The organism is Leisingera sp. UBA4491 (assembly GCF_002388965.1).
GTDB lineage: Bacteria > Pseudomonadota > Alphaproteobacteria > Rhodobacterales > Rhodobacteraceae > Leisingera > Leisingera aquaemixtae.
In genome coordinates this window covers 15,613-40,405 of the sequence record NZ_DGNN01000031.1, presented here as the reverse complement: position 1 = coordinate 40,405, position 24,793 = coordinate 15,613, and the positions used below count along the sequence as shown (strand labels likewise).

The 24,793-nt window shown below is 63.7% G+C and carries 24 protein-coding genes; 13 read left to right on the top strand and 11 right to left on the bottom strand.

The features are described 5' to 3' along the window. Positions 1-30: 30 nt before the first annotated feature. Complete coding sequence (gene deoC, locus B2P87_RS19260) at positions 31-1,020, bottom strand: deoxyribose-phosphate aldolase (protein WP_141891537.1); 990 nt, start codon at positions 1,018-1,020, stop codon at positions 31-33. 246 nt (positions 1,021-1,266) lie between these two features. Between deoC and mutL the strand changes: the two genes are divergently transcribed. From mutL to B2P87_RS19240, 4 genes are all read left to right on the top strand, one after another. Continuing rightward, a complete protein-coding gene (gene mutL, locus B2P87_RS19255) occupies positions 1,267-3,210 on the top strand; it encodes a DNA mismatch repair endonuclease MutL (protein ID WP_141891536.1) in 1,944 nt (647 codons plus the stop codon). 31 nt (positions 3,211-3,241) lie between these two features. Continuing rightward, positions 3,242-4,624, top strand: coding sequence for a DNA recombination protein RmuC (gene rmuC, locus B2P87_RS19250; protein ID WP_141891535.1), 1,383 nt, complete (start codon positions 3,242-3,244; stop codon positions 4,622-4,624). Continuing rightward, on the top strand, positions 4,625-5,929 hold the full coding sequence (locus tag B2P87_RS19245; RefSeq protein ID WP_141891534.1) for an adenylate/guanylate cyclase domain-containing protein: 1,305 nt from the start codon (positions 4,625-4,627) through the stop codon (positions 5,927-5,929). Positions 5,930-6,016: 87 nt separating this feature from the next. Continuing rightward, positions 6,017-6,340: a DUF3775 domain-containing protein gene (locus tag B2P87_RS19240; protein ID WP_058287569.1), complete on the top strand. Its 324-nt coding sequence runs from the start codon at positions 6,017-6,019 to the stop codon at positions 6,338-6,340. A 185-nt stretch (positions 6,341-6,525) separates the two neighbouring features. Here the strand turns inward: B2P87_RS19240 and B2P87_RS19235 are convergent, their stop codons facing one another. From B2P87_RS19235 to B2P87_RS19215, 5 genes are read right to left on the bottom strand one after another with little or no spacing between them, the layout of a single operon-like run. After that, positions 6,526-7,668 carry a saccharopine dehydrogenase family protein gene (locus B2P87_RS19235; protein ID WP_141891533.1) on the bottom strand — a complete coding sequence of 381 codons (1,143 nt, stop codon included), beginning with the start codon at positions 7,666-7,668 and terminating at the stop codon, positions 6,526-6,528. A gap of 12 nt (positions 7,669-7,680) precedes the next feature. Next, the gene (locus tag B2P87_RS19230) at positions 7,681-7,932 is read right to left on the bottom strand and encodes a SemiSWEET family sugar transporter (RefSeq protein WP_141891532.1); all 252 of its coding nucleotides are present in this window, start codon (positions 7,930-7,932) and stop codon (positions 7,681-7,683) included. Continuing rightward, positions 7,929-8,981 (bottom strand): saccharopine dehydrogenase, encoded by a 1,053-nt coding sequence (locus tag B2P87_RS19225; protein WP_141891531.1) that lies wholly within the window; start codon positions 8,979-8,981, stop codon positions 7,929-7,931. Before B2P87_RS19225 ends, B2P87_RS19230 begins: the two co-directional genes overlap by 4 nt. A gap of 11 nt (positions 8,982-8,992) precedes the next feature. Further along, positions 8,993-9,607 (bottom strand): glutathione S-transferase family protein, encoded by a 615-nt coding sequence (locus tag B2P87_RS19220; RefSeq protein ID WP_141891530.1) that lies wholly within the window; start codon positions 9,605-9,607, stop codon positions 8,993-8,995. Positions 9,608-9,628: 21 nt separating this feature from the next. Continuing rightward, positions 9,629-10,279, bottom strand: a complete 651-nt coding sequence (locus tag B2P87_RS19215) for a histidine phosphatase family protein (protein WP_141891529.1) — start codon at positions 10,277-10,279, stop codon at positions 9,629-9,631. Between the two features lie 145 nt (positions 10,280-10,424). Between B2P87_RS19215 and B2P87_RS19210 the strand changes: the two genes are divergently transcribed. Beyond that, a complete protein-coding gene (locus B2P87_RS19210; RefSeq protein ID WP_141891528.1) occupies positions 10,425-11,630 on the top strand; it encodes a hydantoinase/carbamoylase family amidase in 1,206 nt (401 codons plus the stop codon). A 95-nt stretch (positions 11,631-11,725) separates the two neighbouring features. Here the strand turns inward: B2P87_RS19210 and B2P87_RS19205 are convergent, their stop codons facing one another. The 3 genes from B2P87_RS19205 to B2P87_RS19195 form a co-directional block, all read right to left on the bottom strand. Beyond that, entirely contained in the window at positions 11,726-11,953 is a 228-nt protein-coding gene (locus tag B2P87_RS19205; RefSeq protein ID WP_058287574.1) for a WGR domain-containing protein, read from the bottom strand. A 122-nt stretch (positions 11,954-12,075) separates the two neighbouring features. Then, on the bottom strand, positions 12,076-12,780 hold the full coding sequence (locus tag B2P87_RS19200; protein WP_141891527.1) for a response regulator transcription factor: 705 nt from the start codon (positions 12,778-12,780) through the stop codon (positions 12,076-12,078). Continuing rightward, complete coding sequence (locus B2P87_RS19195) at positions 12,777-14,678, bottom strand: hybrid sensor histidine kinase/response regulator (protein WP_058287576.1); 1,902 nt, start codon at positions 14,676-14,678, stop codon at positions 12,777-12,779. Before B2P87_RS19195 ends, B2P87_RS19200 begins: the two co-directional genes overlap by 4 nt. A gap of 446 nt (positions 14,679-15,124) precedes the next feature. On the opposite strand from B2P87_RS19195, the gene B2P87_RS19190 reads away from it, so the two are divergent. Then, complete coding sequence (locus B2P87_RS19190) at positions 15,125-17,089, top strand: AMP-binding protein (RefSeq protein ID WP_141892121.1); 1,965 nt, start codon at positions 15,125-15,127, stop codon at positions 17,087-17,089. Positions 17,090-17,142: 53 nt separating this feature from the next. Here the strand turns inward: B2P87_RS19190 and B2P87_RS19185 are convergent, their stop codons facing one another. Further along, positions 17,143-17,370: a hypothetical protein gene (locus B2P87_RS19185; protein WP_245595097.1), complete on the bottom strand. Its 228-nt coding sequence runs from the start codon at positions 17,368-17,370 to the stop codon at positions 17,143-17,145. A 46-nt stretch (positions 17,371-17,416) separates the two neighbouring features. On the opposite strand from B2P87_RS19185, the gene B2P87_RS19180 reads away from it, so the two are divergent. Together B2P87_RS19180 and B2P87_RS19175 are read left to right on the top strand one after the other, a co-directional pair. Then, positions 17,417-18,235, top strand: coding sequence for an ABC transporter ATP-binding protein (locus tag B2P87_RS19180; RefSeq protein WP_058287612.1), 819 nt, complete (start codon positions 17,417-17,419; stop codon positions 18,233-18,235). 102 nt (positions 18,236-18,337) lie between these two features. Continuing rightward, positions 18,338-19,324 (top strand): branched-chain amino acid ABC transporter permease, encoded by a 987-nt coding sequence (locus B2P87_RS19175; protein ID WP_141891526.1) that lies wholly within the window; start codon positions 18,338-18,340, stop codon positions 19,322-19,324. A gap of 27 nt (positions 19,325-19,351) precedes the next feature. Here B2P87_RS19175 and B2P87_RS19170 read toward each other — a convergent pair whose 3' ends face one another. Next, the gene (locus B2P87_RS19170; RefSeq protein ID WP_058287579.1) at positions 19,352-19,684 is read right to left on the bottom strand and encodes a hypothetical protein; all 333 of its coding nucleotides are present in this window, start codon (positions 19,682-19,684) and stop codon (positions 19,352-19,354) included. A 102-nt stretch (positions 19,685-19,786) separates the two neighbouring features. Between B2P87_RS19170 and B2P87_RS19165 the strand changes: the two genes are divergently transcribed. The 5 genes from B2P87_RS19165 to B2P87_RS19145 all read left to right on the top strand — a co-directional run bounded on the left by B2P87_RS19165 (position 19,787) and on the right by B2P87_RS19145 (position 24,767). Continuing rightward, positions 19,787-20,050, top strand: coding sequence for a hypothetical protein (locus B2P87_RS19165; RefSeq protein WP_141891525.1), 264 nt, complete (start codon positions 19,787-19,789; stop codon positions 20,048-20,050). 74 nt (positions 20,051-20,124) lie between these two features. Continuing rightward, the gene (locus B2P87_RS19160; RefSeq protein WP_141891524.1) at positions 20,125-21,201 is read left to right on the top strand and encodes a branched-chain amino acid ABC transporter permease; all 1,077 of its coding nucleotides are present in this window, start codon (positions 20,125-20,127) and stop codon (positions 21,199-21,201) included. Between the two features lie 92 nt (positions 21,202-21,293). Further along, complete coding sequence (locus tag B2P87_RS19155; RefSeq protein WP_058287582.1) at positions 21,294-22,577, top strand: ABC transporter substrate-binding protein; 1,284 nt, start codon at positions 21,294-21,296, stop codon at positions 22,575-22,577. Between the two features lie 118 nt (positions 22,578-22,695). Beyond that, positions 22,696-23,532: an ABC transporter ATP-binding protein gene (locus B2P87_RS19150; protein WP_058287583.1), complete on the top strand. Its 837-nt coding sequence runs from the start codon at positions 22,696-22,698 to the stop codon at positions 23,530-23,532. A 17-nt stretch (positions 23,533-23,549) separates the two neighbouring features. Beyond that, the gene (locus B2P87_RS19145; RefSeq protein ID WP_141891523.1) at positions 23,550-24,767 is read left to right on the top strand and encodes a phenylacetate--CoA ligase family protein; all 1,218 of its coding nucleotides are present in this window, start codon (positions 23,550-23,552) and stop codon (positions 24,765-24,767) included. Positions 24,768-24,793 lie beyond the last annotated feature (26 nt).

Here is a 24,793-nt window from a genome sequence, read left to right as displayed (position 1 = left end):
GCCCGGAATTCGTGCCGAATTCCGGCGCCCTCACCCCATGGAGTGGCGGTAGCCGGCGGAGTATGCCCCGGTGACATGATGCTCCAGCTGGCGTTCGATATCGCCCAAGAGCGACGAGGCGCCGAAGCGGAACAGGTCGGGCTGCAGCCAGCGGTGGCCAAGCTCGTCCTTCATCAGCGCCAGGTACACCAGCGCGTCCTTGGCCTTGGAGATGCCGCCGGCAGGCTTGTAGCCGACGCGATAGCCGGTGCGGTCGTAATAGTCGCGGATCGCGCGGATCATCACCAGGCTGACGGGCAGGGTGGCGTTGACGCTTTCCTTGCCGGTGGACGTCTTGATGAAATCGGCGCCCGCCATCATGCACACCAGCGAGGCCCGGGCCACATTGCGCAGGGAGCCCAGTTCGCCGGTGGCCAGGATCGCCTTTACATGCGCCTCGCCGCAGGCCAGGCGGAAGGCTTTCATTTCGTCATAAAGCGCCTGCCAGTTGCCGGTCAGCACATGGCGGCGGGAGATCACGATGTCGATCTCCTCGGCACCGGCGCTGACGCTTTCGCCGATCTCGGCCAGCCGCAGGTGGAACGGCGAGAGTCCTGCCGGAAAACCGGTGGAAACTGCGGCCACCGGGATGCCGGTGCCCTCCAGCGCCTTGACGGCGGTCGGGACCATGTCGTGGTAGACACAGACCGCTCCGGTGGTGAGCCCCTCCATCCCCAGGCTGCGCAGAATGCCGGCATTCACTGGCTGGCGCGCCTTGGCGCACAGGCGGCGGACACGGCCTTCGGTGTCGTCGCCGGACAGGGTGGTGAGGTCGATAAGGCTGATGGCTTTCAGCAGCCAGGCCGCCTGATGGTCTTTCTTGACACTGCGGCGGCCCGGCAGGGTGGCGCAGCGGCGTTCGATGGCCGAGGTGTTGGCCTGCACGGCAGCGACCCAGTCCAGGTCCAGCTCCATGCCGGGATTGCGCGGCTCAGCCAGCTGCGGCAGCTGCGCGCTTCTTTCAGCGATATGGCTTTCCATTGGGGATCCTCAGAAGAGTTCCGTGCGAAAATCGCACGGGTGCGGCATATTGGCAAGCGAGCGCCCGGGGGCTGCCGTCAGGTTTTTTGACTAAATGGACAAATTTCAGGCCCGGGCGGCTGCCGCCGGCGAGTTCATGCCATTGTGGACAGGCCGCGGGGCGCAGAAATCGTGTTTTGCGATTCTGCGGCCGCCGCCGCGCGCATTCCGGTGGCAGAATCGGCCCCGCATGCTAAATTTAGCGGTATGAGCAGTGCAGAACCCTATATCAGCGAAAATCCGCGCCCGGAAACCCGGCCTGTGATCCGCCAGCTGGATGACAGCGCCATCAACCGGATTGCCGCCGGCGAGGTGGTGGAACGGCCCGCATCCGCCGTCAAGGAACTGGTGGAAAACGCCATCGATGCTGGCGCCACGCGGATCACCGTGGAGATTGCCGATGGCGGCAAGACGCTGATCCGGGTGACGGATGACGGCTGCGGCATGACGCCGGAGGATCTGCCGCTGGCGCTCAGCCGCCATGCAACTTCCAAGATCGACGGCTCTGACCTTTTGAATATCCACACCTTCGGCTTCCGCGGCGAGGCGCTGCCCTCGCTTGGCGCGGTGGGGCGGCTGACCATCACCAGCCGCGCGGCCGGGCATGAGGCGGCGCAGATCCGGGTGTCCGGCGGCAAGCTGGAGCCGGTGAAGCCGGCAGCGCTGCGGGCAGGCAGCGTTGTCGAACTGCGCGACCTGTTCTTTGCCACGCCGGCACGGCTCAAGTTCATGCGCACCGACCGGGCAGAAGCGCAGGCGATCTCCGACACGGTGAAACGGCTGGCGATGGCGGAGCCCTCGGTCGGCTTTACCCTGCGGGATGTCTCGGGCGGCGGCGACGGGCGGGTCACATTCCGTGCCGATCCGCTGTCGGGAGATCTGTTTGACGCGCTGCACGGGCGGCTGGCCTCGGTACTGGGGCGGGAGTTTGCGGAGAACGCGCTGAAGATCGACGCCAGCCGCGAAGGCATCCGGCTTTATGGCTATGCGGCGCTGCCGACATACTCGCGCGGGGCAGCGGTGGCGCAGTTTCTTTTCGTGAACACGCGGCCGGTTAAGGACAAGATGCTGACCGGTGCTTTGCGTGCGGCCTATTTCGATTTCCTGAGCCGCGACCGGCATCCGGCGGCGGCGCTTTTCATTGACTGCGACCCGCAGCTGGTGGACGTGAACGTGCATCCCGCCAAATCCGAGGTGCGCTTCCGCGATCCCGGCTTGGCCCGCGGGCTGATCGTCTCTTCCCTGCGCCATGCGCTGGCGGAGGCCGGGCACCGCGCCTCGACCACTGTGGCAGGCGCCACGCTGGGGGCGATGAGGGCGGAGCAGCCCACGGCAACCGGTGCGCCGCGGGTCTATCAGATGGACCGGCCTTCCTATGGCGCGCGCAGCCAGTCCTATGCGGCGCAATCCCCTGGCCAGCCGCACCCGGCGTCCTTTAATGCGCCGCCATCGCCGGGGTTTGCCGAACTGGCAGGCGCCTACAGCGGCCGGGTGACGGAAGCCGCAGAACCTCCAGCGGCCCCGGGTCAGCCGTCGGATACGCCCGAGCGTGCCGCGCCCGGGGCCGAAGCCCTGCCGCTGGGTGCGGCCCGCGGCCAGGTGCATGAGAACTACATCATCGCCCAGACCACAGACGGCATGGTGATTGTCGACCAGCACGCCGCGCATGAGCGGCTGGTTTACGAGAAGCTGAAACGCCAGATGGCCAATAACGGCGTCGCTGCCCAGGCTTTGCTGATCCCGGAGATTGTCGAGCTGAGCGACAACGATTGCGCCTGCCTTCTTGGGATGGCAGACGAACTGGCCAAGTTCGGCCTGGGCATCGAGGCGTTCGGCGGCAATGCCATCGCGGTGCGTGAAACCCCGGCGATCCTTGGCGAAGTTAACGCAGAGGCGATGATCAAGGACATCCTGGATGAGCTGTCGGACCAAGGCGAAAGCCAGCTGGTGCAGGCCAAGATCGAAGCAATCCTGAGCCGGGTCGCCTGCCACGGCTCAATCCGCTCCGGCCGCCGGATGCGGGGCGAGGAGATGGATGCGCTGCTCAGGGAGATGGAGGCGACGCCCCATTCCGGCCAGTGCAACCATGGCCGCCCCACCTATGTGGAACTGAAATTGGCGGATATCGAGCGCCTGTTCGGGCGCAGCTGAACAATAAACCTCGGTCAAGAGGAGAAGAGCAGTGACACTGGAAGAGGCCCAATGGGCCATCTACGCGCTGGCCGGGCTGGCGGTGCTTTTGGCCTTGGCCGGGCTGCGGCTGCGCGGCCACGCAAGGCGCATGGAGCAGCTCAACGCCGATTTGCGCACCCACAACGCGGGCTTGCAGGCGGAAGCGGCGCGGCTGCCGGACCTGGCGGATGAACTGGCCACCCTGCGCCGCACAAGTGAGAACGAGCGCGCCGCCCGCTACCAGGCCGAGGCCCAGGTGCAGGCGCTGAAGGCAGAGCACAAGGCGCGGCTGGAAGAGCTGCATCAGATGAACCAGCAGATGGAGCACAAGTTTGCCTCGCTGGCCAACGGCGTTTTGAAACAGAACTCCGAGAGTTTCCTGAGCCTGGTCAGCGAACGCTTTCAGGCGCACAGCAAGACAGCGGATGCTGATCTGGCCAAGCGCCATGCTGCGATTGAAAGCCTGGTGAAGCCGCTGGACCACAAGCTGGGTCAGTTCGGCGAGCGCATCAAGGAGATTGAGCAGGCCCGCAACGAGGCTTACGGCGCGATCCAGGTGCAGGTGAAACATCTGGCCGAAGGCCAGGCCATGCTGGGCGGCGAGACCCGCAAATTGGTGCAGGCCTTGCGCGCGCCCAAGACCCGCGGCCGCTGGGGCGAGATGCAGCTGCGGCAGGTGTTCGAGATGGCCGGCATGGCCGAACATGTCGACTACGAGCTGGAGAAAAGCGTGGGCACCGATGACGGCCTGCGCAGGCCCGACGCCGTGGTCCGTATTCCGGGTGGCAAGAGCATCGTGGTGGATGCCAAGACCCCGCTGGAGGCCTACCTGGATGCGCTGGAGGCAGAAACGCCCGAGCAGCAGCAGGCGGCGCTGGCCCGTCACGCAAACCATGTGAAGACACACGTCCGGCAGCTTGCCTCGAAATCCTATCAAAGCGCTCTGGCGGAAACGCCGGACTTTGTGGTGATGTTCATTCCTGGCGAAACCTTTGTGTCAGCCGCGGCCGAAGCGGATCCGGGGCTGATAGAATTTGCTTTTGAAAACAAAGTTTTGATTGCCACGCCAACCACTCTGATGGCTCTGGTCAAATCCATTGCCTATGGCTGGCAGCAGGAGAAGATGGCAGAGAACGCGGTCGAAGTGCAGAAGACCGCCAAGGAGCTTTATGACCGGCTGGCGACCTTCTCGAAAAACCTGGCCTCGGTCGGGCGGTCGCTGTCTTCCTCTGTGAACAACTACAACAAGGCGGTGGGCTCGCTCGAAGCCCGGGTGCTGCCCTCAGCCCGCCGGTTTGAGGCGATGGGCGTTGTGGCAAACGGGGCTGAGCTGGAAGATCCGGGCCAAGTGGAAGTCGAGCCGCGGCAGGTGGCGCTTTTGACGGAGGAGTAGATGCGGCTGCTGCAGGCGCATGCAACGGCAAGACCACAGGAGCCGGCGCTGCTGACTGCAGCTGAGGTGGAAGCCGAACGCATTGTTGCGCTTTTGCGCATTGCCGTGGCGCTGGGCCTGATGCTGGCAATGATGCTGGCCATAGATTCTGTGCGGGCAATTGAGGAGCCGCATCTGCGCCGCCAGATCGGGCTGGCGGCGGCCACGCTGCTCTCCTACCTGACGGTTGGGGGGCTGATCTATTGGGCGATCGGAAAAGGGCTGTTCAAGCCTTGGATGATCTGGCTGGCGGTCCTGGCAGACTGCGCCTTTCTGTTGCTCAACACCTTCCTGTCGCTGGTGAATACCGGGGTGCCCGGCGGTGCGCTTTTTGTGATGCCCGCCGTGTGGATGGCGCCGGTTGTGCTGGCCTTTGGCGTGCTGCGGTTCAACCCTTTGCGGCTTGCCGTGATGCTGGTGCTGATTGCTGCGGGGCTTGGCTGGATGATCCTGTGGCAGCCGCCGCAAACCACGCCGGATCTTGCCGGGCGGATCGCCCTGTCCCTGGCGCCGCCGCCCAACGTCATGCGACTGGTGATGCTGTGTCTGGCAGGTGCAGTTCTGGTGGTGGCTGCGGTGCGCATGCGGCACCTGCTGCACCGCTCGATTGAGGAAGCGCGGCAGAAGGCGAACCTGACCCGCTACCTTCCGGCCCAGCTGGCGGGCCGCCTGGCGGGCGGCGGTCTGGAAGCGCTTCAGGCGGGCCGCCAGCAGCCAATGGCAATTCTTTTCATCGACATCCGCGGCTTTACCAGCTGGTGCGAGGGGCGTGAGCCGAAGGAGGTCAGCGCTTTGATCACGGAATTCCGCGCCCGGGTGGAAGATGTCGCGGGCCGCACCAGCGGGCTGATCGACAAGTACATTGGTGACGCGGCAATGATCCTGTTTGAGGGGGAGCATGCGGCGGCGCGGGCGCTGGATTGTGCCGAAGGCCTGCTGGCGGACGTTACCGCATGGTGCCGGATGCGGGAACAGGCGGGCGGCGCCGGGCTGGCCGCCGGGATCGGGGTGCATTGGGGCGAGGTCTTCTCAGGCGTGACGGGCACTCCCGAGCGGCTGGAGTACTCCGTCTTCGGCGACACGGTGAACACCGCAGCGCGGCTTGAGCAGCTGACCAAGGTCCATGGTATGGCGCTGATTGCCTCTGAGGCGCTTTTGCGGGCAGCCGGGGCAGAGCCCGCGCGCAACGGCTGGACGGCGCTGCCCGCGGAGGTCTTGCGCGGGCGCAGCAAACAGCTCGCGCTCTTCGGCAAGGCGCAGGGCTGACCGCCGCCCCATTTGCCCCAGATCAAAGACTTAGGCGTTTGGCCCGCGGTTTGATATGCTGAGGCAGCGAACAGAAGGAGTGGAGCAATGCTGGAGATCTCAGTCCGCAAGGTGGCGCAGGTGGCGATGATGGCCCGGGAACTGGGCCGCGCGGAGGGTGAGCTGCGCGCCTTCATTGACCGGATGAGCGAGGACCAGCAGGCGGAACTGGTCGCAATTATGTGGGTCGGGCGCGGCAGCTTCGAGCCGGAAGAGCTTGGCGATGCGATCTATACTGCCCGGCAGGAAGCGACCACTCCAACCGCGGATTACCTGCTCGGCACCCCGCATCTGGCCGACAATCTGGAAGCCGGGCTGGAGGCGCTGGGCATCGACGTGAATGAAGTCGAGGAAGACGTGATCGGCCGTTGAAGCCAAGCCGCCGCGCATTCTGCGGGCGCTAAGGCCCTCGGCAGGCAGGGCGGCGCAGTCATCGCGCCATTTGTCTTTGCCGCAGCAGCCGGGGCGCTGCCCCGGACCCCGGGATATTTGAGGCCAGAAGAATAGAGGATATTGGCGCGTGCCCGCTGGTTTCCGCCAGCGGGCACGCTGGGCTGTCAGCTCTTGCTGTCAACAACCTCAAGGTGCTGCGCCAGCTTGCCGATTTCCTCCATCCATTTCGCCACCAGGACCGGATCGCTGGGCGCGGCGTGGACACCGGCGGCGATCTTGCCGTTCATGGCGGCTTCGATGGCGAAGGACACCGGGTAGGACACCAGGCGCGCCATCGCAGTGCCGCGCGCATCGCCCCAGGCATCCATCACATAGGTTTTGTGCCAGACCTCGGTGCCGTCTTTTTCGGCCTTCAGGCCCACGCAGAGGACAACCCGGTCCGGCTCGCCTTCGTCGTAGGCGTTTTCGGCCCAGAACTGGTCCGACATTTCCTTGAGGCGGGCATCGCCCTCGGGACCCGAAAGCGTCTCGACCTCCTTGAACACACCCGCCCAGGCGTCTGCCCAGCCGTTGAGGCGCAGGGTGCCGCGGACGAACTCTTTCACTTTCCAGTCTTTGCCGAACTCATACTGGGCAATGAAGGGGATCGAGTCACGGTTGGGGTAAACCTCGAAGCTTTCGGGCGCGGGCAGCGGCGCCTCGTAGGAGGAGATCGCGTCCCAGGGGCGGGCAACATCCAGCTCCTTGAAATCGCGGATCGACTTGGAGGGGGAGCGCAGCGCCTTCAGCACCCCCAGCGGCGACCAGCTGAATTTGTAGCGGAACGGGTTCGGCGTTTTGGGGATGCCGCCGCAATAGGAGATGAAGCTGATCTCGTTACCGGCGTCATAGGCATCAGAGGCCTTATAGTCCGCGACCAGCGCGTGGGCCATCAGGTGATCGATGCCCGGATCCAGCCCGACCTCGTTGATCAGGCAGACGCCGGCATCCTTGGCCTTCTGGTCCAGGGCGCGCATTTCCGGCGCGATATAGGAGGAAGACACGAAATGCGCGCCGTGCTCGATCGCCAGTTCGGCCAGCGCCACGTGCCAGTCGCCCGGCAGCATTGAGACAATGATGTCCTTGGGGCTGAGCATCTGGCCCAGGTTGGCGATGCTGAAGGCGTGGATGTTGGTGGTCAGGTCGCCTACGGCTTCGCGCGCCTTGTCGGTGGTCCGGTTCCACACCGCCACATCGTGGCCCGCTTCCAGCAGGCGGCGCAGGCCGGGGATTGCCGACAGGCCGGTGCCGCACCAGTGAATAGTCATGAGAGTACTCCCTTATCCGAATTTCAGTTTGGCCGCGACGATCACCAGCACGGCAGTCACGGCGCAGATATTTGCCAGGATCAATGGCCAGTCGCCCACCATCACCCCATAGGCCAGCCACAGAGAGACCGTGGCCAGGAACATCAGGTTCGACGGCAGCGACAAGCCGGAGGTGTCTCGGGACGCCCAGGCCTTCCAGGCCTGGGGGATCCAGCAGACGGTTCCAAGAAAGGCCGCCAGATAACCGACGTAAGGCGCGATCATTCGGGCAGGTGCTCCAGGAAGGTCGCCTTGGCCCGGCCCCAGACTCCGCTCTCCAGATCGGTCAGAGCCTGCAGCGAGGGCAGCAGCTGGGCAGCATAATCCTCAGAGCTCTCCACCGGCAGCATCGACGGCAGGTTGTCGATGGCCATGACGTCAAGCACCGGAGTTTCGGCAACGCGCAGCACGGGGGCATTCCAGGTGGTGGCGCGGTCATAGACCGGCACCGGGTTGTAATCGCTGTCCGGATCGCAGGCGACATCGCCGATGGCGGTCAGCTTGCGCTCTGCGATCAGTGCTTCACGGGAAACAAAGACCGGAGTGCCGGGACGGGCAAAGATACAGTTCAGGAACAGATCATGATCCAGAATCTGCGGGAAGGGGCCGCCGTCGGCCGTTTCTGCCATGTCCCACTTGGTGACCTGCACGCCCATCGCCTCGCAAAGGTCAGCCGCGCCGGTGCCGACACGGCCGAGCGCGCCGATCACGATGGCGGTGGGGCGGCCCTTGTTCAGGGCATCAAGCTCGCCGCCAAGTTCGGCCAGCAGCGCATCCTTTCCACCATAGACGCCAACCGGCCCGCAGATCTCGCCGCGCTGCTGGGCGGCCCAGGCCTTGAGCGTCACGGCAGCGCCAGCATAGCCAGCCCAATAGCCAAAGGCGGCAACCCGGCGGCCGGTCTCATCGACCAGGTATTCAAGATCATAAAGCGTGCCGCCGCCAGCCTTGAACCGCTCCAGCAGCGCCTTGCCGGAGTGCTGGCCCTTGAAGGCATGACCGAACATGATGTGGCGGTGCGGCAGCGGGGTGCCGTCCTCCGGCAGCTCCTTTAGGCCGAAGATGATTGCGTCCGCAGGCGCCTGGGGCCAGGAGTTTTCCGGCGCAATATCGCAGCCCGCATCGATGTAGCCCTGCAACGGGATCGCCCGCACCGAGCTTTCCTCCACCGTGACCTTGATGCCCGCGGCCAGCAGCGCCTTGGCGCCTTCGGGGGTCAGGCCGACCCGCTCTTCGTTGGGGCGCTGTTCGGCCCGTACCCACAGATGCGTCATTGTCATGTCCTTCAAAGCATTCCCTTGGCATAAACCGCGCGGACGGATCCGCGCTGTTCCATTGCCGTCATGAAGTTCTGGATTTTCGGGAAGTCCGCCACGTTGACTCCGTCGCCTTCCAGCCAGGTGCAGACCACATAGAGGTAGCAGTCGGCGAGGCTGATTTCGTCACCCAGCACAAACGGGCCGCGCAGCCCGAACTGGCTGATGTACTCGCAGGAAGCCGCCATGGTCTGGGGTACCATCTTTTGCATGTCCTTCCAGCTGGCGCGCTCCTTGGCCCAGCGGGTGCCGCGCAGCTTGTGGGCGTGGTTCACATGCATGGTGGAGGCGAGGTAGAACATCACCTCGCGCATCCGGGCCAGCCGCACCGGGTCCTGCGGGCGCAAACCAGCCTCGGGCGACACATCGGCGATGTATTCCAGCAGCGCGCCGGTCTCGGTCAGGATGCCGCCCTCCACCGCCAACGCAGGCACCCGGCCCTTGGGGTTGATCTGGCCATAGGCCGCGCCGGTCTGCTCCTTGGCGGCAAAGTCGATCTCTACTGTCTCGTACTCGATCCCGGCTTCCTCCAGCGCGATGGCCACGGCCACCGAAATGGTGTTGGGGGCGTAATACAGCTGCATGGTCTTCCTCCCGTTCGGACGTCACAGATGTGTCTGGGCAAAATGCCGGTCCGGCGCTTCCAGATGCGGCACTGCGTTGAACAAAACCGGGCTCCAGTGGCCGCCGATGGGAAACAGCCGGTGGATCGAGGTATTCATGACTGCCAGTGCAATCCGCGCCATGCCGGCAGTGTCCAGCCCCATCGCCTGCCGCAGCGCCATCGAGATCAGGCCGCCCGACGTCACCACCAGGGCGGGGCCGTCGCCTGCGGCGATCTCCTCCAGCGCCAGCCGGGTGCGGGCCTCGAAGTCTTCCCAGCTTTCATAGGGCCGGGAGATTTGCCCGTCCGCCCAGGCGGCAAAGACCTTTGGCAGGTGCTCGACAAAGCCCTCGCGTTCTTCCGGGATCGGCAGCCCGTGCTGATCGCGCATCGCCTCGGCAAGGGTGAAATACTGCATCTCGTTCAGCCGCGGATCCTGAATCGCGCCGGCATAGCCCATTGAGGCCGCAGTCTCGATATGCCGGGTCAGCGTGCCGCAATAGACGCGCGGATGATGATTGCCGCTGCTGCGCAGATGCTCGCCCAGCCAGGCCGCCTGCTGGTGGCCCAGATCGCTCAGCCGGTCATAGCTCGCCTCATCCCGGGCGCTGGTGTTGGCCTGGCCGTGGCGGATCAGGGTGATGTGGGACATGCAGGGCAGCTCCGTTGTTACCGGTGGAAGTCTTAGGGAAGGTTCCGGGCAGAGGGAAGAGAGGGTTTGGGCACTGGTCCCATCAATTCCATTGAGGGCGGCAACGTCTTGGAGCACTGTGGGCCGGTCAGTACGGAGCCCCATCATGACCCTCGACCCTCAGCGATTTCTCGATGATCTGCATGTCTTGCGCAGTTTCGGCGCGTCTGGTGTGGGGAAGGGGGTGGTACGCCAGGCATATTCAGACGCCGACATTGCAGCGCGCAGATGGCTGGCCGGGCGGATCGAAGAGGCTGGATTGGAGCCGCATTTTGACCCTCTGGGCAACCTGTTCGGGCTGGCCGGAGAGAACAGCCTGCTGGTGGGCTCGCACAGTGACAGCCAGCCCGAGGGCGGCTGGCTGGACGGGGCGCTGGGTGTGGTGGCCGGGCTGGAGATTGCCCGCGCGGCCAAAGAAGCCGGAGGGCCACCTGTCTCCTGCGTCAGCTTTCAGGATGAGGAGGGGCGGTTCGGGGTGCTGACCGGCTCGGATGTCTGGACCGGCAAGCTGGCGCTGGAGGATGCGGACGGCCTCACCGACACCGCCGGCAGCACGCTTGCGGACATGCGGGCGCGGATGGCGGATCTGGCCGGGGATTTCCTGCCGCACCGCCGGTTCACCGGGTTTCTGGAGATGCATATCGAACAGGGGCCCTATCTGGAGGAGACCGGACTTGGGCTTGGCGTCGTGACGGACATCGTCGGCATCCGCGACATGCGGATCACGTTCGAAGGGCGGCAGAACCATGCGGGCACCACGCCGATGCACCTGCGCCGGGATGCGTTCCAGGCGCTATCGGCCTTTAATACAGAGCTGAACAGCCGGTTTGCCGGTGTGGTCACGGCTGCCACGGTCTGGACCATCGGCCATGTGGCGCTGCATCCCAATGCGTCCTCAGTTGTGCCCGGGCGCGTGGAGTTTTCGATGCAGTGGCGCGATGCGGATGCCGGCCGGCTGGCACGGATGGAAACGCTCATCAAGGAAACGGCGCAGGACATCTCTGAGGAGCACGGCGTCACGGCCCTGCTTGGTCCGGTGATGGGGATCGAACCGGCGGCGATAGACGCGCGGTTTCAGGCCGGGCTGGCTGCCGCAGCGGAGGAGCTTGCGCCCGGCAAGTGGCAGAAGATGCCCTCTGGCGCCCTGCATGATGCGGCCAACCTGGCCACGGTGATGCCTGCGGGGATGCTGTTTGTGCCTTCGATCGGCGGCATCAGCCATGCTTTTGACGAGGACACTGACGAGGCGGATCTGGTGCTGGGTTTGCAAGTGCTAGACCGTGCCGCCCGGTCGCTGGCGGTCTTAACCTGAGGGCGTGCAACAGGAGCAGGGCGCTCCCGCCTGTTCCCGGTCATCCTGCCGGATGACCCTCACAGTTGGGCCGGGCGCCGCGGGCGCGGCGCGGGTCAGGTCCGGCCGTAGCCGCGCTTCAGCATCCGCTTGCGGTGCTTGTCGGCGGCCAGAGACGCCTCGCGCAGGTTGCCGTAGATGTTGATAACGCTGCGCCCGTTGCCGCCGGCCACACCCCATTCGCGCAGCACGGAAACCTCGGAAAACAAGTTCATCGCCAGCTCGATGCGGTAGAACCGCGACGGGCGCGAGGGGGCTTGGCGGTAGAGCAGACAGGTGGCCATGAAGCGATTCTACGCGCAGCGATTCGCCCGGGCAAGAGGCCAGTGGCCGCGTTATTCCGCGGCCCTCCATCTGACTGGAGTAAGCGCAGGGTTTTCAGGCAGCTTTTCTGCTTTGGCTTGGGTCAGGCCCAGTCCACATCGCCCAGAAAAATATAGCCCGCGCCATAGATCGTTTTGATCAGCCGCGGGTTCTTGGGGTCCTCGCGCAGCTTGGTGCGCAGGCGCGAAATCCGAACATCCATCGCCCGGTCGAAACTTTCACCGGCAGCACCGCCAAGCGCCTCCTGCATCTGGGCGCGGGAGATCAGCCGCTTGGGGCTGTCCAGAAACAGCCGCAAGACCTCGCCTTCGGCGTGGGAGAAGGGGGTCTCGGTGCCGGTGGCATCTTCCAGCATGTAGCGGTCAAAATGGGCGGTCCAGCCGGAAAACCGGGCGGTTTCGCTGGCGGGCGCCGCTGTGCGGGGGCCGCTGCGCAGGCGGGCGCGGACCCGGGCCACGACCTCGGCCGGATCGAACGGTTTGGTGATATAGTCATCCGCCCCAAGCTCCAGCCCTGTTACCCGGTCCTGCACCTGGGCGCGGCCGGAGATGATGATGACCGCCGCCCCTTGTTCCAGCGCCAGCCTGTGCACCAGCGCCAGCCCGTCCGTGTCGGGCAGCGACAGATCCACCAGGCAGACGTCCGGTGTCACCCGGTTCAGCGCCGCCTCGAACTCGCGCGCGCGTGCGAAGCTTTGGGTCCGGAAACCCGCATCCTCCAGCGTTTCGGTCAGGATCCGGCGGATTTCCGGCTCGTCATCCAGGATGGTGACCAGGGGGGATGTCATGCGGCGGGCTCCGGTGCGATCAATTCGGACAACTGGTGGGTGGTGAAAGGTTTGCGCAAAACCGGCCCGCATTTCAATGCCTTGCGGAACAAAGGGTCGCTGACCGGCAATGAAGTCATCAGAATGCAGGGCAGGCCGGAGCCGTCGAGCCTGGAGGCCAGGTCGATGCCGGTCGCGGAGCCTTCCAGCTTGATGTCCGACAGCACCAGCGCGATGTCCGGCAGGTCGGCGGTCAGTGCGCTGGCCTCATCAACGCTGGCGGCTTCTATCACCGAATAGCCAAGGTCGATCAGCATGTCGCGGAAGGCGGTGCGCAGTTCCTCGCTGTCCTCAACCAAAAGCGCCATGCCGCCTTTGGCGTCGGGGGCCTGGCGGTAGGGCAGCCGCAGGGTGACTGAAGCGCCGGTCAGAGTGTTGCCCAGCCGCATATCGCCGCCCGCAAGCTTGGCCATGTCGTAAACCATCGGCAGGCCCAGGCCGGAGCCTTCGCTGCCCTTGGTGGTGAAGAACGGGTTCAGGGCCTTCTCCAGTGCCTCAGAAGAGAAACCGGGGCCGGTATCGGTGACGGTGATTTCCACCCAAGTGTGCCCTACCGCGTGGGCGCTGACGGTGATCTGGCCGGAGGTGCCGCAGGCATCGCGGGCATTCAGGATCAGATTCAGCAGCGCATCCTGCAACTTGCCGCTGTCCAGCAGCAGCACCTGATCCGGCATATTGTCGAGAATGCTGAGCCCCACGCCTTGCGGAAGCGACGGGGAGGCGAGGATTTTCAGCTCCCCCAGCAGCTCATGCATATTGGTGGCCTGCGGGCGCAGGGCGCGCTGGCCGGTCATCTCGGCAATCCGGTTCAGCAGCCGTCCGCCGCGCCGCGCAGCAGACAGCGTGCCTTGGACCATTTCCGCGGCTTCCCCGTCCAGGCCGATTTTTTCCAGCTTGCCCTGCATGCCCAGAATGATGGTCAGGAGGTTGGAGAAATCATGCGCCAGGCCGCTGGTCATCTGCGCCGCCATCTCGCGGCGGCGGGCCTGCTGCAGGGCAACACGGGCCTGGGTTTCCTCGGTCACGTCCATCGACAGGATGTAGACGCCGCCCTGCTGATCCGGTGTGAAGGCTACCCGGATGCGGCGGCTGCTGTGGCTTTCGGTGAATTCGAACACCGGGCTGCCGCCTTTGTAGGCGGCCAGCAGATGCGGCTCGATCCGTTCAAAGGCGTCAGGCCCAAGCGCGTCCGAGATGTGCATGCCCAGAATATCCGAGGGGCGGCTGGGAAAGACTGAACTGAGGCGGCGGTTGGTGTAAGTGTAATAGCCGTCCGCATCCACATGGGCGATATGGGCGGGCATCATCTCGGTGGTCAGCCGGGTGCGGCCCTCGATCTCGGTCAGCTGCCGCTTGGCCTCTTCCAGCGCGGTGTTGGCAGCCTCCAGCTGGCGGTTGGCCGCAGACAGCTCCTCGGTATAGGCGATCAGCTTTTCGGACAGCTCCTCCGACCGGGCGCGCAGCAGCTGCTCTGCCCGTTTGGTGCGGGTGATGTCAGTATAGACGGTGACCCATCCGCCCTGCGGCAGAGGCGAGCCTTCGATTGAAATCATTTGCCCGTTGGGGCGCTCACGCTCCAAGTAGTGAGCCACGAAGTTCAGCGCCTGCTCGACCCGGGTCCGCACGATCTCTTCGATATCTGTTTCCGGGGCATACTCGCCGTTTTCCGCCAGAAAGCGGATGGTGTCGGCAAAGGACGCCCCGGGCTGCGTCAGGTGGTCCGGCAGATTGAACATTTCCTGAAAGCGGCGGTTGCACACGGCCAGCCGCAAATCATTGTCATAAATCGACAGCGCCTGGGCGATCAGGTTCAGCCCGGCGGTGGTCATGGCGGCGTGCTGCTTATTTGTACGGTTCATGGCTCTCCCCGGCCCATGGCTAACACCGCTGTCGAACAGGGGCAAATTGCCATTCAGCCGCGGCGGATAAACTGTGCCGCCCCCGGCAGGCCAAACCCGCCTTCTGATTGCCGGATGCAAGCTGCGGCTGCCATTCCCGCGGAACCGCATTTCAGAAAGAATCACCGGGAAATCGATTCGGCCTGTCCCCGGTCTGTGCGCATCCCGCGCAGTTTCCGCCGCGGCAGCCGCATGGCGGAAAGGGTTCCCCGCGATACGCGCCGGGATGCCTTGCGTAACAAGCTGTAAAACAAGAGGAAGACGCCTGTTACAATTCGTAAGATTTAGGAAAACTTCAGGAAAAAGTTGACGGGCTAACCTGTGGCTGTCCCTAATCGGGGCCAGAACCGCGGACGGCGGTCAGTCCGGCAGCAACGCCGGAAAGGGAGGAAAAAAAGTTGGCTCAGATGCAGATGGGCGCCGAGGGGAAGCAATCCCTGCCGGCGCTGCTTCAACGCAATGCGGCGCAATTCGCAAACGCGCCGGCCTACCGGGAAAAGGAATTCGGCATTTGGCAATGCTGGACCTGGGCCGAGACGGCAAAGGAAATTGAGGCGCTGGCGCTGGGGTTGATCAACCTTGGCGTTAACGAGGGTGATTTTGTCGCCATTATCGGCCGCAACCGCCCCTATCTCTACTGGTCGATGGTCGCCGCGCAGGCGGTGGGCGCTGTGCCGGTGCCGCTCTATCAGGATGCGGTGGCCGAGGAGATGGCCTATGTGCTGGGCCATTGCGGCGCACGTTTCGTGATCGTGGGCGATCAGGAACAGGCCGACAAGGTGATCGAGATCCAGGATCAGCTGCATCAGTTTGAGCACATGATTTACCTCGATCCGCGCGGGATGCGGAAATACGACCACACCCAGCTGCACCAGTTCAGCCATATTCAGGATCAGGGCCGGGCGGCCCGCGACGAACTGACCGGCGAACTGGCCGCGCGCCAGAACAAGCTGAACTACGACAGCACCTGCGTGATGCTTTACACCTCAGGCACCACCGGCAAGCCCAAGGGCGTGGTGCTGTCGAACCGCAATGTGATCGAAAGCGCCAAGAACTCCGCCGAGTTCGATAAGCTGACCCAAAACGAGAACATTCTTTCCTACCTACCGATGGCCTGGGTGGGCGATTTCATCTTCTCGGTCGGGCAGGCCTACTGGTGCGGTTTCTGCGTGAACTGCCCCGAAAGCGCCGACACTATGATGACCGACCTGCGCGAGATCGGCCCGACGTATTTCTTTGCGCCGCCGCGGGTCTTTGAGGGCCAGCTGACCAACGTCATGATCCGGATGGAGGACGCAAGCACCCTGAAGCGCAAAATGTTCCACCATTTCCTGGCCCACGCGAAGGAAGTCGGCGGCAAGATTCTGGACGGCAAGCCCGTCGGCATGATGGACCGCCTGAAATACGCGCTGGGCAATGCCCTGGTCTATGGACCGCTCAAGGACACGCTGGGTTATGGCCGCATTCGCGTAGGCTACACCGCGGGGGAGGCGATCGGGCCGGAGATTTTCGATTTCTACCGCTCTCTGGGCATCAACCTGAAGCAGCTGTACGGCCAGACTGAAGCCACCGTTTTCATCACCGTGCAGCCGGATGGCGAAGTGCGTGCTGACACCGTCGGCGTTCCGGCGCCGGAGGTGGAGATCAAGATCGGCGACAACGGGGAGATCTATTACCGTTCGCCGGGCACCTTCGTGGAGTATTTCAACAACCCGGAATCCACGGCCTCAACCAAGGATGCCGAAGGCTGGGTGGCCACCGGTGATGCCGGCTTCTTCGAGGAAGGCTCTGGCCACCTGCGGATCATCGACCGCGCCAAAGATGTGGGCAAGATGGCCGACGGCAGCATGTTTGCGCCCAAGTATGTGGAAAACAAGCTGAAGTTCTACCCGGACATCCTGGAAGCGGTGCTGTTCGGCAATGGCCGCGACCGGTGTGTCGCCTTTATCAACATCGACCTGACGGCCGTGGGCAACTGGGCCGAGCGCAACAATATCGCCTACGCCTCCTACCAGGAGCTGGCGGGCCATCCGAAGGTTCTGGAAACCATCCGTTCGCATGTGACGCAGGTGAACAATTCTGTTGCGGAAGACCCGATGCTGTCGGGCTGCCAGATCCACCGCTTTGTGGTGCTGCACAAGGAACTGGATGCCGATGACGGCGAGATGACCCGCACCCGCAAGGTGCGCCGCCGCATCGTGGAAGAGAAATTCGATGATATCATCACCGCGCTTTACGACGGTTCGGAAAAGGTCTCGACCGTCACGGAAGTGACCTATGAGGATGGCCGCAAGGGATCCATCAAGGCGACGCTGACCATCGTCGATGCCGAAGTGAAACCGGCAGCGGTTCACAAGGTGGCCGCGGAATGACGCACGTATCTCCGGAAATGACACCGCCCCGTGCCGGGCAGGCCGGAACGGTCTCAGATCAGGTCGGGGTTAAGCTCAGGGTGGAAGGCCGTGTTGACCACCTGCTGAATCTTGAAGGGGGAACTGAACCCGTGTGTCTGCTCAATGATGGAGGCCAGGCTTTCGGATTGGCTGAGGCCCATCTGCTTGCATTCAAGTGCCATCTTCAGAAGGCAGGAATGCTCAAGTTCGCCGAACATAACTTCGATCTCCTTGCTGCTCGTTTCCCACAAGTATCGCATGGAAATCTTAAAATTTCTATGTGGCAAAAAAATGGAGGCCGTTGTTATGCTTGATAATTCCGAGAGCTACGTCACGGAAGACGGCCGCACCATCGGCGGCGTCGTGATGGAGATGAAAAACATCACCCTGCGGTTCGGCGGCGTGGTGGCGATCAAGGACATTTCCTTTGACATCCGCGAGGGCGAAATCCGCGCGATCATCGGCCCGAACGGCGCCGGCAAGTCCTCGATGCTGAACGTGATCTCCGGTTTCTATGTGCCGCAGGAAGGCGAAGTCTGGTTCCGCGGCTCCAGGCGGCCGCAGATGAGACCTTACGAGGTGGCCCGCCAGGGCATCGCCCGGACCTTCCAGAACATCGCGCTGTTTGATGGCATGAGCGTTCTGGACAACGTCATGACCGGGCGGCTCAACTACATGAAAACAGGCCTTTTTTCGCAGGCCTTGTGGAAGGGTAAGGCGGAGAAGGAAGAGACCGAGAACCGCGAGATCGTGGAGCGGGTCATCGACTTTCTGGAGATCCAGCACATCCGCAAGACACCGGTGGCGCGGCTGCCCTACGGCCTGAAAAAGCGGGTTGAGCTGGCGCGCGCGCTGGCAGCGGAGCCGAAGCTGTTGCTGCTGGACGAGCCGATGGCCGGCATGAACGTCGAGGAGAAGGAGGACATGTCCCGCTTCATCCTGGATGTGAACGATGAATTCGGCACCACCATTGCCCTGATCGAGCACGACATGGGCGTGGTGATGGACCTCAGCGACCGGGTCGTGGTGATGGATTACGGCAAAAAGATCGGTGACGGCACGCCGGATGAGGTGCGCAATAACCAAGATGTGATCGACGCCTATCTGGGGGTCAGCCATGACTGAGCCGCAGCGCAGCAAGACCCGGCCCTGGCAGGGTGACAGCCGTACACCCCCTGTGCACCCCCTGTGCACCGCCGCAGCGCAGAATTCCGAGGAGAGCCTCTAATGCCCGAACAACTTGTCTTTGCGATGGAAGTCACGCTGAACGGCCTGATGGCGGGCGTTCTCTATGCGCTGGTCGCGCTGGGGTTTGTCCTGATCTACAAGGCCTCCGGCATCTTCAACTATGCCCAGGGCGTGATGGCGCTGTTTGCGGCGATGACCCTTGTGGGGATCATGCAGGGGCAGGTGCCCTTCTCGCATGTGATCAACGCGGTCTTTGGCGGCCATGTCACCCATTTCGGCTGGAATGTGCCCGGGGTGCTGGCGATTGCCCTCACGGTGGCGGTGATGGTGCTGCTGGCTTGGCTGGTGCAGGTGCTGGTAATGAAGCATCTGGTCGGGCAGGAGCCGATTATCCTGTTCATGGCCACCATTGGCCTGGCCTACTTCCTGGAAGGCGTGGCCGACCTGATGTGGGGCTCCGAGATCAAGACACTGGACGTAGGTCTGCCGCAGGGCATCAACCTGTGGATCGACGAGACCACCTTCAACATGTTCGGCTACGGCTTCTTTATCGACAACTTGGATATCGTGGCGACCGTCATTGCGGCGCTGCTGGTGGCGGGCCTGGTGGCCTTCAGCCAGTACACCAAACAGGGCCGTGCGATGCGTGCTGTGGCGGATGACCACCAGGCGGCGCTGTCGGTGGGCATCTCGCTGAACTTCATTTGGGTGCTGGTGTGGTCGGTCGCAGGTTTTGTGGCGCTGGTTGCGGGCATCGTCTGGGGCACCAAGTCCGGCGTGCAGTTCTCGCTGTCGCTGATCGCGCTGAAAGCGCTGCCGGTGCTGATGCTGGGCGGCTTCACCTCGATCCCCGGCGCCATCGTGGGCGGCCTGATCATCGGTGTGGGCGAGAAACTGTTCGAGTTTGCCATCGGCCCGATGGTCGGCGGCGCCACTGAGAACTGGTTTGCCTATGTGCTGGCGCTGCTCTTCCTGGTGTTCCGTCCGCAGGGCCTGTTCGGGGAGAAGATCATTGAACGGGTCTGAGGCTCATATGATCTGCTCCCCGCGCGTTCAGCCCTCCAGCCGGCGGAAAGCGGCGATGACGATGGCGGCAAAGACGCTGGCCACCAGTGTGAAGGCGATGCTGAGATCGCCGATCACCTGCCCGGCAATGAATGTCAGCACGCCGGCGCCCAGCAGCCCGATCAGCATCAGCCCCCAGGGGCCGGGCGCGTCGCTGGACACCGCGCGCCGCTGCGGCGCGGCCTGGAACGGCGGCAGCACGGTAGCGTCCTCGACAGTTTCCAGCAGCCGGCCCTTGGCCACTGCATATTCGGATGCTGATATCCAACCCTTCTTCCGCGCGGCCTCCAGCCGCCGGATTTCCTCGAAAATCGCGGTCATTGGTCCCACTCACTTTACCCGCGCACAAGGTGGCAAAGAGATTTGGGCGAAATGTGGCGAAGCCGGGATTTCTGAAGAAGTGGTTAACGGCAGGGCGGCGGCATGAAAAAGATGATTGCCATCGTCAACGTGGTCGCCTGGGCCGGGTTCTGGGCCTTCGGCTATCTGGCGCTGACAGCGGAAAGCTACAGCGAATCCCAGGTGGTGACCGCGGCGCTTCTGGCCTCCGCCGGGCTGATCACCGGCATCATCGCCTATCTTCGGCTGGTGCGCGGCAGCGAGCGCAGCGGCTATGCCAAACCATCGGCGCGGATGACCCGCGAACAGCGTGACGCCGCGCAAGCCCAGTGGGGGCAGGTCGAATGAGTGCCGCCGCTGAAACATTCAAGACAGACACCCGGACCGGGTCCCGTTTGCAAGAGAAAGGGAGCATCTGAGACATGTTCTACCGTGAAGCCGGGGATTTCAAAGTCTCCTATGCAGATGACAGCCAGACCTTCCCGATCAAGTTCGACCGCTACCGGTACTATGTGGTGCTGGCGGTGGCCTTCGGGATCATTCCGTTCCTGATCAATGATTACTGGGCCAATGCGATCCTGCTGCCGTTCCTGATCTATTCGATTGCGGCGATCGGGCTTAATATCCTGGTCGGCTATTGCGGCCAGGTGTCCCTGGGCACCGGCGGGTTCATGGCGGTGGGGGCCTATGCCTGCTACAAGCTGATGACCGCCTTTCCGGAGGTCAGCATGTTCATCCACGTGCTGCTGGCGGGCGGCATCACCGCAGGGGTCTGCGTGCTGTTCGGCCTGCCGTCCCTTCGCATCAAGGGCTTCTACCTGGCGGTGGCGACGCTGGCGGCGCAGTTCTTTTTGGTGTGGCTGTTCAACCGGGTGCCGTGGTTCTACAACTACTCGGCCTCGGGCCAGATCAACGCGCCGGAGCGCGATACCTTCGGCATCATCATCACCGGCCCCAACGCGCCGGCCTGGGCCACCTACCTGTTCTGCCTTATCTTCCTGACCTTCTGCGCGCTGGTTGCCCGCAACCTGACCCGCGGCACCGTGGGCCGCAGCTGGATGGCGATCCGTGATATGGATATCGCGGCCGAGATCATCGGGGTGAACCCGCTGAAGGCCAAGCTGACGGCCTTTGCCGTCTCCGGCTTCTTCATCGGCATCTCCGGCGCGCTGTTCTTTGCGGTCTACCTGGGCGCGGTCGAGGTCGGCGAGGCCTTTGGCATCAACAAGTCGTTCCTGGTGCTGTTCATGGTGATCCTCGGCGGTTTGGGCTCGATCTTCGGCTCCTTTGCCGGTGCCGCCTTCCTGGTGCTGCTGCCGGTGGTGCTGAAGGTGGTGGGCGTGGACCTGCTGGGCTGGCCCACCGACATCGTGGCGCATTTCCAGCTGGTGATCGTCGGCGCGCTGATCATCGTCTTCCTGATCGCGGAGCCGCACGGGATGGCGCAGCTGTGGCGGGTTGCCAAGGAAAAACTGAGACTCTGGCCCTTCCCGCACTAAGGCGGGGCGGCACACACGCTGGCGGGGAGAAAACCAAGACCACCCCCGCCGAATGAAACCATCGGATAAGACCAAAGGGAGGATTTAAGCCGATGAAAAAGACACTGACCACACTGGCGCTTGGCGCCGCGATGGCAGCCGGTCCGGCAATGGCCGATCTGGTGTTCCCGGACCTCAGCTACCGGACCGGGCCTTATGCGGCTGGCGGCATTCCGTTCTCGGACGGCTACAACGACTATTTCACCCTGCTGAACGAGCGCGATGGCGGCATCGGCGGCGTCAAGGCCAAGGTGGTGGAATGCGAGACCGGCTATAACACCGAGAAGGGTGTGGAATGCTACGAGTCCACCAAGGGCCAGGGCGCGCTGATTTATCAGCCGCTGTCCACCGGCATCACCTATCAGCTGATCCCCAAAGTGACCGCGGACAACATCCCGCTGCACACCATGGGCTATGGCCGCACCTCGGCCGCGAACGGCCAGGTGTTCAGCCACGTGTTCAACTACCCGGCCAACTACTGGAACGGCGCATCGGGTGTGATCAACTACCTGCTGGAAGAGAACGGCGGCGATCTGAACGGCAAGAAGATTGCGCTGGTCTACCACAACTCCGCCTATGGCAAGGAGCCGATCCGCACCCTGGAGGAGCTGTCCAAGAAGCATGGCTTTGAGCTGGTTGCGCTGCCGGTCGACCATCCCGGCCAGGAGCAGAAATCGCAGTGGCTGCAGATCCGCCGCGACCGTCCCGACTATGTCGTGATGTGGGGCTGGGGCGTGATGAACCAGGTGGCGATCCAGGAAGCCGCCAACATCCGCTTCCCGATGGAGAACTTCATCGGCGTGTGGTGGTCCGGTGCCGAGCATGACGTGCTGCCCGCGGGCGACAAGGCTGATGGCTATAAGGCGGTGACCTTCCACAACGTGGGCCGCGACTTCCCGGTGTTTGACGACATCCAGAAATATGTCGTGGATGCGGGCAAAGCGGCAGGTGCCGGCGATCAGGTCGGCAACGTGCTGTACAACCGCGGCATGTATGCGGCAATGCTGGCCGCCGAAGCTGCCAAGACGGCACAGGAGATCCACGGCACCAAGGACATCACCCCTGCGATGATGCGCGACGGCATGGAAGCGCTGGTGATCGACGAGGCGAAGATGGAAGCGCTGGGAATGCCGAACTTCGGCCCGACCTTCAGCGTCTCCTGCGAAAACCACGGCGGTCCGGGTCTGGTTGGTGTGACCCAGTGGGATGCGGAGAGCAAGACCTGGTCGCTGATCTCTGACTTCAAACCGTCGGATACCGAAGTGATCGGCAAGCTGGTCGAGGAAGATTCGGCTGCTTACGCGGCAGAAAACAACATCGAACCTAACTGCAAATAACGGGCTCATGCCGGCCCCCGTCCCAGGGGGCCGGAACGAAACCGGCGCGGCGGCACGCTGCCGCGCCACTCAACGGGATCCCGGATCTGGTCCGGGACAGGCATGAGGACACGCTTTGATGCTGGATGCAGCGAACACCGCCGACGTGCAGGCCGAGACCCTGCTGGAGGTCAACAATATCGAGGTGATCTACAATCACGTGATCCTCGTCCTGAAGGGCGTGAGCCTGAATGTGCCCAAAGGCGGCATCACCGCGCTGCTGGGCGGCAACGGCGCCGGCAAGACCACAACGCTGAAGGCGGTGTCGAACCTGCTGCATTCGGAGCGCGGCGAGGTCACCAAGGGCTCTATCAAATACCGCGGCGAGGCCGTGCATGAGCAGGATCCGGCGGAGCTGGTGAAGAAGGGCGTCATCCAGGTGATGGAAGGCCGCCACTGCTTTGAGCACCTGACGGTGGAAGAGAACCTGCTCACCGGCGCTTATACACGCTCGGATGGCGGCGCGAATATCCAGAGAGACCTGGAAATGGTCTACAGCTACTTCCCGCGCCTGAAGGAGCGGCGGAAGAGCCAGGCCGGCTATACCTCGGGCGGCGAGCAGCAGATGGTGGCGATGGGCCGCGCGCTGATGTCGCGGCCGGAGACCATCTTGCTGGACGAGCCGTCGATGGGTCTGGCGCCGCAGCTGGTGGAGCAGATCTTCGAGATCGTGAAGTCGATCAATGAAAACGAGGGCGTGACCTTCCTCTTGGCGGAGCAGAACACCAACGTCGCCCTGCGCTATGCCCACTACGGCTATATCCTGGAATCGGGCCGGGTGGTGATGGACGGGCCCGCGGCGGAGCTGCGGGAGAACCCGGATGTGAAGGAATTCTACCTCGGGATGTCGGATGAAGGACGCAAGAGCTTCCGCGACGTGCGGTCCTACCGCCGCCGTAAAAGGTGGCTGAGCTGATGCGGGGAGATGACGTGATGAGCTTTTTTGACACGCTTGAAACCCGCAGCGCAGACGAACGCGCCGCAGATCTGGCCCGGGCGCTGCCGGAGCAGATCGCCCGCGCGAAAACCGCATCCGGGTATGCCGCGCTGCTGGACGGGGTGGACCCGGCCGCGGTGACCTCGGCTGAGGCCTTGGCCAAGCTGCCGGTGCTGCGCAAATCGGAGCTGAGCCGGGCGCAGGCTGAGAACCCGCCCTTTGGCGGCTTTACCGTGAAGCCCGCGCATGGCTTTGCCCATATCTTCCAAAGCCCCGGGCCGATTTACGAGCCGGGCGGGGTGGGCGGCGACTGGTGGCGGATGGGGCGGTTCCTGAACGCCGCCGGCATCGGCCAGGGCGATGTGGTGCAGAACTGCTTTGGCTACCATCTCACGCCTGCCGGCATGATCTTTGAAAACGGCGCGCGGGCGGTTGGCGCGGCGGTGCTGCCGGCCGGGACCGGCCAGACCGAACTGCAGGTGACGGCCGCACGCGACGTGGGCGCCACCGCCTATGCCGGCACGCCGGATTACCTGAAGGTGATCCTGGACAAGGCCGATGCGATGGGCGTGGAGCTGGCGTTTTCCAAGGCGGCGGTGGGCGGCGGTGCGCTGTTCCCCAGCTTGCGCCAGGAATACGCCGACCGCGGGATTACCTGCCTGCAATGCTATGCCACCGCCGATCTGGGCAATATCGCCTATGAAAGCGCGGCGATGGAGGGGATGATTGTTGACGAGCATGTGATCGTCGAAATCGTCACCCCCGGCACCGGCAATCCGGTGGCGCCGGGCGAGGTGGGCGAGGTTGTGGTCACCACGCTGAACCCCGATTACCCGCTGATCCGCTTTGCAACCGGCGATCTGTCGGCTGTCATGCCGGGTGTTTCGCCCTGCGGCCGCACCAACATGCGGATCAAGGGCTGGATGGGCCGCGCTGATCAGACCACCAAGATCAAGGGCATGTTCGTGCGCCCCGAGCAGGTGGCGGCGCTGGTTGAAAAGCATGACGAAATCGTCAAGGCCCGGGTGATTGCCAGCCGTGACGGCGAAATGGACGCGATGACCGTGCAGATCGAATCCGCTGGCGGCGACGAGGCGGCCTATGCCCGTTCGGTGATCGAAGTCCTGAAGCTTAAGGGCAAGGTCGAGGTTGTCGCGCCCGGCGCGCTGCCCAAGGACGGTCTGGTGATCGAGGACCAGCGCAGTTACGACTGACCCGGGCTGACCAGCTGAGGGAAACG

Coding starts and splice junctions, on each gene's coding strand:
- B2P87_RS19210 (WP_141891528.1), top strand. CDS start 10,425: ATGACCCTCGACCCTCAGCGATTTCTCGATGATCTGCATGTCTTGCGC.
- mutL (WP_141891536.1), top strand. CDS start 1,267: ATGAGCAGTGCAGAACCCTATATCAGCGAAAATCCGCGCCCGGAAACC.
- B2P87_RS19230 (WP_141891532.1), bottom strand. CDS start 7,932: ATGATCGCGCCTTACGTCGGTTATCTGGCGGCCTTTCTTGGAACCGTC.
- B2P87_RS19200 (WP_141891527.1), bottom strand. CDS start 12,780: ATGACATCCCCCCTGGTCACCATCCTGGATGACGAGCCGGAAATCCGC.
- B2P87_RS19195 (WP_058287576.1), bottom strand. CDS start 14,678: ATGAACCGTACAAATAAGCAGCACGCCGCCATGACCACCGCCGGGCTG.
- B2P87_RS19225 (WP_141891531.1), bottom strand. CDS start 8,981: ATGACGCATCTGTGGGTACGGGCCGAACAGCGCCCCAACGAAGAGCGG.
- B2P87_RS19175 (WP_141891526.1), top strand. CDS start 18,338: ATGCCCGAACAACTTGTCTTTGCGATGGAAGTCACGCTGAACGGCCTG.
- B2P87_RS19145 (WP_141891523.1), top strand. CDS start 23,550: ATGAGCTTTTTTGACACGCTTGAAACCCGCAGCGCAGACGAACGCGCC.
- B2P87_RS19240 (WP_058287569.1), top strand. CDS start 6,017: ATGCTGGAGATCTCAGTCCGCAAGGTGGCGCAGGTGGCGATGATGGCC.
- B2P87_RS19235 (WP_141891533.1), bottom strand. CDS start 7,668: ATGACTATTCACTGGTGCGGCACCGGCCTGTCGGCAATCCCCGGCCTG.
- B2P87_RS19170 (WP_058287579.1), bottom strand. CDS start 19,684: ATGACCGCGATTTTCGAGGAAATCCGGCGGCTGGAGGCCGCGCGGAAG.
- B2P87_RS19205 (WP_058287574.1), bottom strand. CDS start 11,953: ATGGCCACCTGTCTGCTCTACCGCCAAGCCCCCTCGCGCCCGTCGCGG.
- B2P87_RS19165 (WP_141891525.1), top strand. CDS start 19,787: ATGAAAAAGATGATTGCCATCGTCAACGTGGTCGCCTGGGCCGGGTTC.
- B2P87_RS19150 (WP_058287583.1), top strand. CDS start 22,696: ATGCTGGATGCAGCGAACACCGCCGACGTGCAGGCCGAGACCCTGCTG.
- B2P87_RS19190 (WP_141892121.1), top strand. CDS start 15,125: ATGCAGATGGGCGCCGAGGGGAAGCAATCCCTGCCGGCGCTGCTTCAA.
- B2P87_RS19160 (WP_141891524.1), top strand. CDS start 20,125: ATGTTCTACCGTGAAGCCGGGGATTTCAAAGTCTCCTATGCAGATGAC.
- deoC (WP_141891537.1), bottom strand. CDS start 1,020: ATGGAAAGCCATATCGCTGAAAGAAGCGCGCAGCTGCCGCAGCTGGCT.
- B2P87_RS19245 (WP_141891534.1), top strand. CDS start 4,625: ATGCGGCTGCTGCAGGCGCATGCAACGGCAAGACCACAGGAGCCGGCG.
- B2P87_RS19185 (WP_245595097.1), bottom strand. CDS start 17,370: ATGCGATACTTGTGGGAAACGAGCAGCAAGGAGATCGAAGTTATGTTC.
- B2P87_RS19220 (WP_141891530.1), bottom strand. CDS start 9,607: ATGCAGCTGTATTACGCCCCCAACACCATTTCGGTGGCCGTGGCCATC.
- B2P87_RS19215 (WP_141891529.1), bottom strand. CDS start 10,279: ATGTCCCACATCACCCTGATCCGCCACGGCCAGGCCAACACCAGCGCC.
- B2P87_RS19155 (WP_058287582.1), top strand. CDS start 21,294: ATGAAAAAGACACTGACCACACTGGCGCTTGGCGCCGCGATGGCAGCC.
- B2P87_RS19180 (WP_058287612.1), top strand. CDS start 17,417: ATGCTTGATAATTCCGAGAGCTACGTCACGGAAGACGGCCGCACCATC.